Raw genomic sequence first — 12056 nt, 5'->3', positions numbered from 1 at the left:
CTCAGGCCGGCTACCCGTCGTCGCCTTGGTAGGCCACTACCCCACCAACAAGCTGATAGGCCGCGGGTTCATCCTGCACCGCCAGAACTTTCAACCACCCTCCATGCGAAGGGAGGTGATATCCGGTATTAGACCTCGTTTCCAAGGCTTATCCCAGAGTGCAGGGCAGATTACCCACGTGTTACTCACCCGTTCGCCACTCATCCCCACCCGAAAGTGGTTCAGCGTTCGACTTGCATGTGTTAAGCACGCCGCCAGCGTTCGTCCTGAGCCAGGATCAAACTCTCCAACAATGAACAGTTTAATCGAGGCAATTTAATGCTCTCAAAGGAACCTCATACGAGGTTCAATACATAAGCTCTACTGGCTTAGTTCACTAGCACACTGTTGAGTTCTCAAGCAACACACCTCGAGTCGCACCGCCGTCAAGCGGCCTTACTCGAAGCGAGTCATTCCTAGCAGTTTGTGTGGGACACCCACTCAATCGCCTCAGGCGAGAGCTTGGTTCGTGTCCCGGCGGCCACCCGGTTTCCCTGGCGACTTGGAGAACTTTACACCCCGCCAGAGGGCCCGAAACAGGGGGGTACCTTAACCGCGTTCCCGCAGGTCAAGCCCCTGTTTCGGGCCGCCGGAGGCCGGTCAGCCGCCGAGCGCGACGCCGGCGACGTTCCGCTTGCCCTTGCGGACGACGAGCCACTTGCCGTGCAGGGCGTCGCCCGGCGCCGGCTTCCACTCCTCGTCCGCGATCTTCACGTTGTTGACGTACGCGCCGCCCTCCTTGAGCGTGCGGCGCGCCGCGCCCTTGCTGTCCACCAGTCCCCCGGCGAGCAGCAGGTCGACGATCGTCGCGTCCCCGGACGGGTCGACCTTGCCGTTCGGCACCTCGGCCATCGCCGCGTCCAGGGTGCGTTCGTCCAGGTCGGCGAGCTCGCCGCGGCCGAACAGCGCCTGGCTGGCGTTGATCACCTGCCGGGTCTGCTCCTCGCCGTGGACGAGGTTCGTGAACTCCTCCGCCAGCCGCTTCTGCGCGGCACGCAGGTGAGGGCGCTCCGAGGTGTCCTCCGCCAGCGAAGCGATCTCCTCCTGGCTCAGGAAGGAGAACATCCGCAGGTAGCGGATGACGTCGGCGTCGCCCACGTTCACGAAGTACTGGTACCAGGCGTACGGCGAGGTCATCTCCGGGTCGAGCCAGAGGTTCCCGCCGCCGGTGGACTTGCCGAACTTGCGGCCCTCGGCGTCGGTGACCAGCGGTGCGGTCAGCGCGTGCGCGCCCGCGCCGTCGGTCCGGCGGATCAGGTCGACCCCGCCGACGAGGTTGCCCCACTGGTCGGACCCGCCGACCTGCAGCTTGCAGCCGTACTTGCGGTGCAGCTGCAGGTAGTCCTGCGACTGCAGCAGCAGGTAGCTGAACTCGGTGTAGGACATGCCGTCGCCCTCGAGCCGGCGCTTCACCGTCTCCCGGTTGAGCATGACGTTGATCGAGAAGTGCTTCCCGACGTCGCGCAGGAACTCCAGGGCGGTCTGCTGCCCGGTCCAGTTGAGGTTGTTCTCGACGATCGCGCCGGTCGGCGAGTCGTCGAAGTCGACGAACCGTTCGAGCTGGCCGCGGATGCGCCCGGCCCAGTCGGCGACGACGTCGAGCGTGTTCAGCGTGCGCTCACCGGTGTCCCGCGGGTCGCCGATCATCCCGGTCGCGCCGCCGGCCAGCACGATCGGCCGGTGCCCCGCGCGCTGGAAGCGCTTGAGCATGAGCAGCGGGACGAGGTTGCCGGCGTGCAGGCTGGGCGCGGTCGGGTCGAACCCGCAATAGAGCGTCACGGGACCCTGGTCGAGCTCGCGCCGGAGGGCGTCGATGTCGGTGGACTGCGCGATGAGGCCGCGCCAGGTCAGCTCGTCGAGGATGTGTTCGCTCACGCCTGTAGATCCTCCCGCACCAGGTCAACCGACTAACTGGCGGGTCGGACCCGGCGCTTCCCGCCGCGGCGGTAGGTGGACACGGCCGCCGATCCGCCGTCCCAGAACCGCCACGGCGTGTCCATGGCCATCGCGACGCCGACGCGGGGCCCGACGCGGATCCGCTCGGCCGGGACGCGCTCGCCGACGCGCAGCCGGACCGGCGAGGCCGGGTCGGTCAGGTCGACGCCGTTCTGCGCGCGGTCGATGCGCAGCACCGACGTCAGGATGGCCGGGCCCTTCGCCAGCTCGCCGGTCCCCCGCGCGGACGGCCGCCGCTTGCGGACGACGTCGAGGCCTTCGACGACCTCGCCCGCTCGGAGCAGCACCGCTCCGGGCATGCCCTCGTGGGTGCCGACGACGTTCGCGCAGAAGTGCATCCCGTAGACGAAGTACACGTACAAGTGACCCGCCGGCCCCCACATGACGGCGTTGCGCGGGGTCCGGCCGCGGTAGCAGTGCGACGCCGGATCGTCCTCGCCGCGGTAGGCCTCGACCTCTACGAGCCGGACGCCGACCGTGCCGTCGGGACCGTCGGCCTCCAGGACGGCGCCGAGCAGCAGGTGGGCCAGGTCGACCGGGTCCAGCGCCAGCTCGTCGCGGGTGAACAACCGGCCTGCGTCGCCGCTCAAGCGAACCTCCCTCGGGTCCCGGCCACCCTAGTACTTGAGCGATCGCTCAAACTTCTCTACAGTCGTTTTGAGCAGTCGCTCAAACTCTGAGGGGAGCCGAGAGATGCGACCGAAGGCGCTCTACGTCGAGACGCTGATCCGCACGGACCTGGACACGCTGTGGCGGCACACCCAAGACCCCGGCCTGCACCGGCGCTGGGACCTGCGCTTCGCCGACATCAGCCCGCTCGCCGGCCACGACGGCCACTTCCGCTACGCCTCGCGGTTCCTCGGGGTCACGGTCACCGGTGTCGGGGTGAGCGCGGCGTCGCGCACCTGGCCGGACGGCTCGCGCACCTCGGTGCTGCGGTTCGCCTCCGCCGACCCGCTGTCGCTGATCAGCGCCGGCGCGGGGTTCTGGCGCTACACGCCGGTCGGCGACGGCGTCCGGTTCGTCACCGGCTTCGACTACGGCACCCGCTGGGGCCGCTCCGGGCAGCTGGCCGACCGGGTGTTCCGCCCGCTGTTCGGCTGGATGACGGCCTGGTCGTTCGACCGGCTGCGGCTGTGGCTCGAGACCGGGACACCTCCGGAAGAACAGCTCTTGACCGCGCCCTCGGCCGCCCGTTGCGGCCGGACCCGCCCCCGTGACGAGGTGGCGGCGCGGTGACCGGCGTCTTCGAGCGCGCGCTCGGCGCGGACTTCGCGTTCCTGCACCCACGCATGCGGGAACGCCTCGCCCTCTCGACCGGCCACGGCATGATCGGCCACGGCGTGATGGACCGGATCTGGCGCGGCCCCGGCTTCACGCTGCCGTTCCTGTGGCTCGGGTCGACGCGGCACATCCTGTTCCCCGACTGCGGCCGGAACGTGCCGTTCACCATCGAGAACTACCCGTACGTGGACCGGCACGGCCGCGAAACCGTGTCCTTCGTGCGCACCTTCGAGTTCCCGAGACGGCGAAGGCGCTTCGACGCGCAGATGGTGTTCAGCCCCGGGCGCGGGCTCGTCGACTACCTGGGAACGCACCAGCACCTGGCGGTCGACCTCGCGGTGTCGGCCCGGCCGGACGGCGGCTTCCGGATCCGCACCGGCGAGTTCCGGCTGCAGGAAGGACCGATCCGCGCCGGTCTGCCGCGGGCCATCACGGGCTCCGCCCGGGTCGAAGAGTGGTTCGACGAGGCGAGCGGGCAGTTCCGGATCGAGGTCGCGGTGGTCAACCCGCGCTTCGGGCCCGTGTTCGGCTACGAAGGTGCCTTCGACGCGCGGTTCGTCGACGTCGGCGGCGGGGTGAGCGGCGCGGTGAAGCCACTCCGTGAGAGGGTCATGGACTGATGGGCACCGGCCGGAACTCCAGCTCGCGGGACACGAAGCAGAAGCTCGTGGACGGCGTGCTCGAGATCATCCGGCACCAGGGCATCACCGCGGTCTCGGCCCGGTCGGTCGCCACCGCGGCCGGCGCGAACCAGGCGCTGATCTTCTACCACTTCGGCAGCGTCGAAGAGCTCATCGCGCAGGCGTGCCTCCTCGCGACCGAAGCCCGCGTCTCGCTCTACCGCGAGCGCTTCGCCGCGGTGAACTCGGTCGGCGACCTGCTGGAGCTCGGCCGCGAAATCCGGGTCGCCGAGCGCGCGGAGGGCAACCTCGCCGTGCTGGCCCAGACGCTGGCCGGGGCGCAGGGCAGCGAACGGCTCTCCCAGGCGACCCGCGAAGGCCTGGAAAAGTGGATCACCGAGGTCCGGACGGCGCTGGAGCGCGTGCTCGCCGGGTCGCCGCTGGCCGACCTGGCGGACCCCGCCGGGCTGGCGCACGCCGTGTCGTCGGGGTTCCTCGGGCTGTCGCTCTTCGAGACCGTCGACCCCGACGGCGCCGAGCAGGCCATCGCCGCACTCGAGCAGCTGGCCGTGCTCGTCGACGTCCTGGACGGGCTCGGCCCGGTGGCCACGCGGGCCGTCCGGGCCAAGCTCCGCAAATCCCTCAGTTGAGCCACTGACGCGCGGCGGTGACGCGCTCCTCCAGCCGTGCGCGCTGTTCGGCGACGCGCTCGGGCGCCGTGCCGCCGCGGGCGTTGCGGGACTTCACCGAGCCTTCGACGGTGAGCACCGCCCGCACCTCGGGGGTGAGCGCGGGGTTGATCTTCTCGAACTCCTCGTCGGTCAGCTCGTCCAGGCCGGCACCGCGGGCCTCGGCCACGCGGACGCTTTCGCCCGCCGCCTCGTGCGCGACGCGGAACGGGACGCCCTGGCGCACCAGCCACTCCGCGATGTCGGTGGCGAGCGTGAACCCCGCCGGGGCCAGCTCGGCGAGCCGGTCGGTGTGGAACGTCAGCGTGGCGAGCATGCCGGCGATCGCCGGGAACAGGAGCTCGAGCTGCTCGACGGAGTCGAACACCGGCTCCTTGTCCTCCTGCAGGTCGCGGTTGTAGGCCAGCGGCTGCGCCTTGAGCGTGGCCAGCAGGCCGGTGAGGTTGCCGATCAGCCGGCCCGCCTTGCCGCGGGTCAGCTCGGCGACGTCCGGGTTCTTCTTCTGCGGCATGATCGAGCTGCCGGTCGCCCAGGCGTCGTCCAGCGTCACGTAGCCGAACTCGGCGGTGTTCCAGATGATCACCTCTTCGGCGATCCGGGACAGGTTCACCGAGAGCATCGCGACGGCGAAGGCGAACTCGGCGACGAAGTCCCGCGAAGCGGTGCCGTCGATGGAGTTCTCGACGCTGGTCGCGAAACCCAGCTCCTCGGCGACGGCCTCCGGGTCCAGCCCCAGCGACGAGCCGGCGAGCGCGCCCGAGCCGTACGGCGACTCGGCCGTGCGCGCGTCCCAGTCCTGCAGCCGCGAAACGTCGCGCAGCAGGGCCTGGCCGTGGGCCATCAGGTGGTGCGCGAGCAGCACCGGCTGGGCGTGCTGCAGGTGGGTGCGGCCGGGCAGGATCGCGTCCGGGTGCCGCTTGGCCTGCGACACCAGCGCGTCGACGACGTCGAGCGTGCCGGCGACGACCCGGCGGGCGGCGTCCCGCAGCCACATCCGGAACAGCGTGGCGACCTGGTCGTTGCGCGACCGGCCGGCACGCAGCTTGCCGCCCAGCTCGGTGCCGGCCCGCTCGAGCAGGCCGCGTTCGAGCGCGGTGTGCACGTCCTCGTCGGCGATCGTCGGGGTGAACACCCCCGCGGCGACGTCCTGCGCGAGCGTGTCCAGCGCGGCCAGCATGCCGGCGAGCTCGTCCTCGGTGAGCAGGCCCGCCTTGTTCAGCACGCGGGCGTGCGCGCGGGACCCGGCGATGTCGTAGGGCGCCAGGCGCCAGTCGAAGTGCGTCGACGCGCTCAGCGCGGCCATGGCCTCCGCCGGACCGCTGGCGAACCGGCCGCCCCAGAGCTGCACCGGCTGCTCGTTCCCGCTCACTGTTCTCGCTTCTCCTCGTAGTACGTCGGATTCAGGTCTTCGGCCGTCACGCGGCCGTCGTACAGGACCAGGCGGACTTCGCCCGACACGGCGCCGGTCAGCCTGGCGCATCCGCGGCCGGCCCGCCGTTCGAGTGCCGCGCACGCTTCACCGCGGCCGATTCTCTGCGCTTCGCCGCGCGCGCTCAGTATCCGGCGCGCTTCGGCGATGGACACGGTCTCACCGTCGATCGCCACCGGGACCCCGCGGTCGAAGGTGACCACGACCTCGTCCGGCGCGAGGAACTCGCCCTCGGCCGGGAAGATGTCGGCGAGCGCCGTCATGGCGATCCTTCGTCCGCCGATCGCTGGGCGAGAGCGGCGAAGCGTTCGGCCAGTTCCTTGCCCGTCAACGGTTCGCGGGCGATCACGGCGACGGTGTCGTCCCCCGCGATCGAGCCGACGACCTCCTCCAGCGCGGCCCGGTCGATCGCGCTGGCCAGGAACTGCGCTGCGCCCGGCGGCGTCCGCAGCACCATCAGGTTGCCCGACGAGTCGGCCGAGACCATCAATTCCGCCAGCAGCCGGGAGAGCCGGGACGTGCCACCCTGCACCCCGCGGACCGGGCTGCCGTCCTCGGGGATGACGTAGACCGGCGCGCCCGAGTCCGGACCGCGCAGCTTGACCGCGCCGAGCTCGTCGAGGTCGCGCGACAGCGTCGCCTGCGTGACCTCGATGCCCTCGGCGGCCAGCAGCTTGGCCAGCTCGGTCTGGCTGCGGATGGTCATGGTGGACACCAGCTCGGTGATCCGCGCCTGCCTGCCCACCCGGCTGCTGGTCATCGCCGGCTCTCTTCGAAGAGCCAGACCAGCAGGGCCTTCTGGGCGTGCAGCCGGTTTTCCGCCTCGTCCCACACCGCGCTGGCCGGGCCGTCGAGCACCTCGTCGGTGATCTCCCAGCCGCGGTGCGCGGGCAGGCAGTGCAGGACGATCGCGTCGTCCGCGGCCTTCTTCAGCAGCTCGGTGTTGACCTGCAGGGCGCGGAACGGGCCGACCCGGTCGAGCCCGTCGTTCTCCTGCCCCATCGACGTCCACGTGTCGGTGACGAGCACGTCCGCGCCGTCGACCGCCGCGTACGGGTCGGTGAAGACGGTCGCGGTGCCGCCCGTCTCGTTCGCGCGCTTCTTCGCGTCCAGCATCACGCCCTGGTCCGGCTGGAAGCCGACCGGCGAGACGACCCGGACGTGCATCCCGGCCGTGACGCCGCCGAGCAGCAGCGAGTGCGCCATGTTGTTGGCGCCGTCGCCGAGGTAGACCAGGGTGAGCCCGTCGAGCTTGCCCTTGCGCTCGCGGATGGTCATCAGGTCGGTGAGGACCTGGCACGGGTGGAACTCGTCGGTGAGCGCGTTGACGACCGGGATCGACGCCGCCGACGCCATCGCCTCGATGCGCTTCTGCGCGAAGGTGCGCCACACGATTCCGTCGACGTACCGGGAAAGCACCCGTGAAGTGTCCTCGATGGTCTCTTCGCGGCCGAGCTGCATCGAGCGGCCGTCGACGATCACCGGGTGCCCGCCGAGCTGGCTGATGCCGACCTCGAACGAGAAGCGCGTGCGCGTCGAGTTCTTCTCGAAGATCGCCGTGATCGACTTGCCGGCCAACGTCTTGGTGCCGAGCGGGTCGGCCTTGAGCGCGTCGGCGAGGTCGAGGATGGCCTTCTGTTCGGCGGGACTGACGTCGTCGTCGCGGAGGAAGTGGCGGAGCATCAGTCGGAGTCCTTCGTGGTGGAGTCGAGCGCGTTCGGGAGGGCGGCGAGGAAGCCGTCGGCCTGCTCGGCGTCGAGCACGAGCGGGGGCGCGAGCCGGATGGTGTCGGGGGCGACCGGGTTGACCAGGTAACCGGCGTCCTGGACCGCCTTGGCGGCCGCGGCCGAGACCGGCTTGCGCAGCGCGATGCCGAGCAGCAGGCCGGCCCCGCGCACCCCGGCCACGAGCGGGTGGCCGAGCGCCTCGACGCCCGCCGCGATGTCCTTGCCCAGCGTCGAGACGTGGTCGAGCAGGCCGTCCGCGGCGATCGTCTTGATGACGGCGAGACCGGCCGCGCAGCACACCGGGTTGCCGCCGAAGGTCGTCCCGTGCTGGCCCGGCTTGAGCAGGTCGCCCGCCGCGCCGACGCCGATCACGGCCCCCAGCGGCAGGCCGCCGCCGAGGCCCTTGGCCAGGGTGATCACGTCCGGCACGATGCCCGCCTGCTGGTAGCCGAACCACGTGCCGAGCCTGCCGAGGCCGGTCTGCACCTCGTCGAGCACCAGCAGCGTGCCGGTGGCCTTGGTGATCTCGCGCGCGGCCTGCAGGTAGCCGTCCGGCGCCGGGATCACGCCGGCTTCGCCGAGCACCGGCTCCAGGAAGACGGCCGCGGTCTCGGTGTCGACGGCCGCCTTCAGCGCCGCGACGTCCCCGAACGGCACGTGCGCCACCCCGGGCACCAGCGGCTTGAACGGGTCGCGCTTGCCGGGCTGGCCGGTCAGCGTCAGCGACCCCATGGTCCGGCCGTGGAACGCGCCCTCGGCCGCGACGACCTTGGTGCGCCCGGTCAGCCGGCTGATCTTCAGCGCGGCTTCGTTGGCCTCGGCACCGGAGTTGACGAACAGCACCTTGCCGCCGCCGGTGAGGCCGGCGACGTCGAGCAGCGCCTCGGCGAGCTCGACCGCCACCGGGTTGACGTAGAGGTTCGAGGTGTGGCCGAGCTGCTTGATCTGCGTGGTGACGGCCTCGACGATCGCCGGGTGGGCGTGACCGAGCGCGTTGACGGCGATGCCGCCGACCAGGTCGACGTACTCCTTGCCGTCGGCGTCCCACACCTTCGCGCCTTCGCCGCGCACGAGGGTCAGCGCCGGGGTGCCGTAGTTGTCCATGAGGGCGGACTGCCAGTGCGTCTGGCCGTCCACATTGGACTTGAGGTCGGTCACGGGAGCTCCGTTTCGGGGAAGACCATGGTGCCGATGCCGCGTGAGGTGAAGACCTCCAGCAACACCGAGTGGGCGAGACGGCCGTCGATGACGTGCGCCCGGCGCACGCCGCCGCGGATGGCGCGCACGCACGCCTCCATCTTCGGGATCATGCCGCTGGCCAGGGTGGGCAGCATCGGCTCGAGGTGGTCGACGCGGATGCGGTCGATCAGCGACGAGCGGTCGGGCCAGTTGGCGTAGAGGCCTTCGACGTCGGTGAGCACGACGAGCTTTTCGGCGCCCAGCGCGGCCGCCAGCGCGCCCGCGGCGGTGTCGGCGTTGACGTTGTGCACCACGCCGTCGACGTCCGGGGCGACGGTGGACACCACCGGGATGCGCCCGGCGTTGACGATGTCGAGCACGGCGTCCGGGTTGACCTCGGCGACCTCGCCGACCAGGCCGATGTCGACCTGCTCACCGTCCACAGTGGCCTGTTTGCGCTCGGCGGTGAACAGCCGGGCGTCCTCGCCGGAGATGCCGACCGCGTACGGGCCGTGTGCGTTGATCAGCCCGACGAGCTCGCGGCTGACCTGCCCGGTGAGCACCATCCGGACGATGTCCATGGTCTCCGGCGTGGTGACCCGCAGGCCGCCCTTGAACTCGCCTTCGACGCCGAGGCGCTTGAGCATGGCGGTGATCTGCGGGCCGCCGCCGTGCACGACGACCGGGCGCAGGCCGGCCAGCCGGAGGAACACCATGTCCTCGGCGAAGGCCGCCTTCAGCTCGTCGTCGATCATGGCGTTGCCGCCGTACTTGACCACCACCGTGGCGCCGTGGAACCGCTGCAGCCACGGCAGCGCCTCGATGAGCACCCCGGCCTTCTCGGCCGCCGTCGCGAGTCGTTCGTCCGCGGAAATCAGTGCCTCCTTGGTCATGAGGAGTACGCGCTGTTCTCTTCGACGTAACCGTGCGAAAGGTCCGTGGTGTAGATGGTGGCCGCTTCGGTGCCGACGCCGAGGTCGACGACGATCTCGATGGCCCGTGCGGTGAGGTCGGCCTCGGAGCGGTCCGCGGCCGGCATCCCCTGGGCGAACAGGGTGACGCCGTTGATCGCGATCGACACGGTCTCCGGGTCGATGCGGGCCGGCACCCGGCCCAGCGCCATCGCGATCCGGCCCCAGTTCGGGTCGGAGCCGAACAGCGCCGTCTTGACCAGGTTGTCCTCGGCGATGGTGCGGGCGACCGCGATCGCGTCGGTTTCGGACTCCGCGCCCTGGACGGTGATGTCGACGTCCTTCGTCGCGCCTTCGGAGTCCGCGCGCAATTGGAGGACGAGGTCGAGGCCGACCTGGGTGAGCAGCTCGGTGAGCTCCGCCTCGGTCGGCTCGGCACCGCTCGCGCCGGAGGCCAGGACCAGGACGGTGTCGTTGGTGGACGTGCCGCCGTCGACGTCAAGCCGGTCGAAGGTGACGTGGGTGGCCGCGCGCAGGACCCGGTCGAGGGTTTCCTTGTCCACCACGGCGTCGGTGGTCAGCACCGAGAGCATGGTGGCCAGGTTCGGCGCGAGCATGCCCGCCCCCTTGGCGAACCCGCCCACGCTCCAGCCGCTTTCGTGCTTCGCGAAGGCCTGCTTCGGCTTGGTGTCGGTGGTCATCACGCCCGTGGCCGCGTTGAGGCTCGCTTCGGCGCTCGCGTCGAGGGCCTTGAAGGCGGTGTCCACTCCGGACAGGATCGCGTCCATGGGCAGCCGCTCGCCGATCAGGCCGGTGGAGCAGACGGCGACCTCGATCGCGCCCGCCTGCAGGACTTCCGCGACCTTTTCGGCGGTCGCGTGGGTGTCCTGGAAGCCGCCGGGACCGGTGGCCGCGTTCGCGCCGCCCGAGTTGAGGACGACGGCCTTGAGCCGCTGCTGCTTGAGCACCTCCTGCGACCACAGCACCGGCGCGGCCTTGATGACGTTGCGCGTGAACACGCCCGCCGCGACGTCGAGCGGGCCGTCGTTGACGACCAGCGTGAAGTCGAGTGCGCCGGAGGCCTTGATCCCGGCGGCGACGCCGGCGGCGCGGAAGCCCTGGGGGCCGGTGACGGTCACGGTGCCACTCCTACGGTGGAAAGGCCGGTGGTCTCGGGGAGGCCGAGGGCCAGGTTCATCGACTGGACGGCACCGCCGGCGGTGCCCTTGGTGAGGTTGTCGATCGCGGCGACGACGACCAGGCGCTTCGCGTCGGCGTCGACCGTGACCTGCAGCTGGACGTTGTTCGAGCCGAGCGTCGCCGACGTCGTCGGCCAGGCGCCCGCGGGCAGCAGCTGGACGAACGGCTCGGCGTCGTAGGCCTTTTCGTAGGCCGCGCGGGCAGCGGCCTCGTCGACGTCGCCCTTCAGCGGGGCACTCGCCGTGGTGAGGATGCCGCGGGGCATCGGCGCCAGGACCGGCGTGAAGGACACGGTGACCCGCTCCCCCGCGACGGCCGAGAGGTTCTGCGCGAACTCGGGGGTGTGGCGGTGCGCGCCGCCGACGCCGTACGCGCTGGCCGAACCCATCACCTCGGAGCCGAGCAGGTTCGGCTTGAGGCTCTTGCCGGCGCCGGAGGTGCCGGTGACCGCGACGACCGTGACGTCCGGCTCGACCAGGCCGGCGGCGAACGCGGGCGCCAAGGCGAGCGAGCCGCCGGTCGGGAAGCAGCCGGGCACGGCGACGCGCTTGGTACCGACGAGCTTTTCGCGGGCGCCGGGCAGCTCGGGCAGGCCGTAGGGCCACTGGCCGGCGTGGTCGCCGCCGTACCAGCGCTGCCAGTCGGCGGAGTCGGCCAGCCGGTGGTCGGCGCCCAGGTCGACGACCAGGACGTCCGAGCCGAGCCGCGCCGCGAGCTCCGCCGAGTGCCCGTGGGGCAGCGCGAGGAACACGACGTCGTGGCCGGCGAGGGTCTCCGGCGTCGTCTCGGCGAGGACCCGGTCGGCGAGCGGGACGAGGTGGGGCTGGTGGACGCCGAGCTTCGTGCCCGCGCTGCTGGCGGCCGTGAGCGTGCCGATCTCGACCTCGGGATGGGTCAGGAGCAGGCGCAGCAGTTCGCCGCCCGCGTACCCGCTGGCTCCGGCCACCGCGATGTTCACCGTCATACGCATGATTATGCACGCCCTTGCAAGTCTAAACAAACCCGGAGTGGTGCCCGCCACC

At 71.0% G+C, this 12056-nt stretch carries 13 protein-coding genes and 1 rRNA gene; 3 read left to right on the top strand and 11 right to left on the bottom strand.

The window, feature by feature from the left end; genetic code table 11:
- From ACIQWX_RS29440 to ACIQWX_RS29430, 3 genes are all read right to left on the bottom strand, one after another.
- Positions 1-293, bottom strand: a 16S ribosomal RNA gene (locus ACIQWX_RS29440); the annotation flags it as partial.
- A gap of 346 nt (positions 294-639) precedes the next feature.
- Positions 640-1914 carry a tyrosine--tRNA ligase gene (tyrS, locus tag ACIQWX_RS29435; RefSeq protein WP_400877570.1) on the bottom strand — a complete coding sequence of 425 codons (1275 nt, stop codon included), beginning with the start codon at positions 1912-1914 and terminating at the stop codon, positions 640-642.
- A gap of 32 nt (positions 1915-1946) precedes the next feature.
- Positions 1947-2585: a DNA-3-methyladenine glycosylase gene (locus tag ACIQWX_RS29430; RefSeq protein ID WP_400877568.1), complete on the bottom strand. Its 639-nt coding sequence runs from the start codon at positions 2583-2585 to the stop codon at positions 1947-1949.
- A 103-nt stretch (positions 2586-2688) separates the two neighbouring features.
- On the opposite strand from ACIQWX_RS29430, the gene ACIQWX_RS29425 reads away from it, so the two are divergent.
- From ACIQWX_RS29425 to ACIQWX_RS29415, 3 genes are read left to right on the top strand one after another with little or no spacing between them, the layout of a single operon-like run.
- Entirely contained in the window at positions 2689-3234 is a 546-nt protein-coding gene (locus ACIQWX_RS29425) for a hypothetical protein (protein ID WP_400877566.1), read from the top strand.
- Positions 3231-3899 (top strand): DUF4166 domain-containing protein, encoded by a 669-nt coding sequence (locus ACIQWX_RS29420; RefSeq protein ID WP_400877564.1) that lies wholly within the window; start codon positions 3231-3233, stop codon positions 3897-3899. The genes ACIQWX_RS29425 and ACIQWX_RS29420 overlap by 4 nt, the downstream gene beginning before the upstream one ends.
- Positions 3899-4549, top strand: coding sequence for a TetR/AcrR family transcriptional regulator (locus tag ACIQWX_RS29415; RefSeq protein ID WP_400877562.1), 651 nt, complete (start codon positions 3899-3901; stop codon positions 4547-4549). The genes ACIQWX_RS29420 and ACIQWX_RS29415 overlap by 1 nt, the downstream gene beginning before the upstream one ends.
- Here the strand turns inward: ACIQWX_RS29415 and argH are convergent.
- Genes argH through argC form a run of 8 tightly spaced genes read right to left on the bottom strand, consistent with a single transcriptional unit; the run spans position 4542 to position 11998 of the window.
- Positions 4542-5957 carry an argininosuccinate lyase gene (gene argH, locus ACIQWX_RS29410; RefSeq protein ID WP_400877560.1) on the bottom strand — a complete coding sequence of 472 codons (1416 nt, stop codon included), beginning with the start codon at positions 5955-5957 and terminating at the stop codon, positions 4542-4544. The genes ACIQWX_RS29415 and argH overlap by 8 nt on opposite strands.
- Entirely contained in the window at positions 5954-6280 is a 327-nt protein-coding gene (locus ACIQWX_RS29405; RefSeq protein WP_400877558.1) for an argininosuccinate synthase, read from the bottom strand. Before ACIQWX_RS29405 ends, argH begins: the two co-directional genes overlap by 4 nt.
- The gene (locus tag ACIQWX_RS29400) at positions 6277-6777 is read right to left on the bottom strand and encodes an arginine repressor (protein WP_103338651.1); all 501 of its coding nucleotides are present in this window, start codon (positions 6775-6777) and stop codon (positions 6277-6279) included. Before ACIQWX_RS29400 ends, ACIQWX_RS29405 begins: the two co-directional genes overlap by 4 nt.
- On the bottom strand, positions 6774-7700 hold the full coding sequence (gene argF / locus ACIQWX_RS29395; RefSeq protein WP_400877557.1) for an ornithine carbamoyltransferase: 927 nt from the start codon (positions 7698-7700) through the stop codon (positions 6774-6776). The genes ACIQWX_RS29400 and argF overlap by 4 nt, the downstream gene beginning before the upstream one ends.
- Positions 7700-8902 carry an acetylornithine transaminase gene (locus tag ACIQWX_RS29390; RefSeq protein ID WP_400877556.1) on the bottom strand — a complete coding sequence of 401 codons (1203 nt, stop codon included), beginning with the start codon at positions 8900-8902 and terminating at the stop codon, positions 7700-7702. The genes argF and ACIQWX_RS29390 overlap by 1 nt, the downstream gene beginning before the upstream one ends.
- Entirely contained in the window at positions 8899-9816 is a 918-nt protein-coding gene (gene argB / locus ACIQWX_RS29385; RefSeq protein ID WP_086681022.1) for an acetylglutamate kinase, read from the bottom strand. Before argB ends, ACIQWX_RS29390 begins: the two co-directional genes overlap by 4 nt.
- Positions 9813-10973, bottom strand: a complete 1161-nt coding sequence (gene argJ, locus ACIQWX_RS29380; RefSeq protein ID WP_400877553.1) for a bifunctional glutamate N-acetyltransferase/amino-acid acetyltransferase ArgJ — start codon at positions 10971-10973, stop codon at positions 9813-9815. Before argJ ends, argB begins: the two co-directional genes overlap by 4 nt.
- On the bottom strand, positions 10970-11998 hold the full coding sequence (argC, locus tag ACIQWX_RS29375) for an N-acetyl-gamma-glutamyl-phosphate reductase (RefSeq protein WP_400877552.1): 1029 nt from the start codon (positions 11996-11998) through the stop codon (positions 10970-10972). The genes argJ and argC overlap by 4 nt, the downstream gene beginning before the upstream one ends.
- Positions 11999-12056: the final 58 nt, after the last annotated feature.

It is taken from the genome of Amycolatopsis sp. NPDC098790 (assembly GCF_044759945.1).
GTDB lineage: Bacteria > Actinomycetota > Actinomycetes > Mycobacteriales > Pseudonocardiaceae > Amycolatopsis.
The sequence above is the reverse complement of the archived record's forward strand: the minus strand, read 5'-3'. Positions and strand labels throughout refer to the sequence as shown.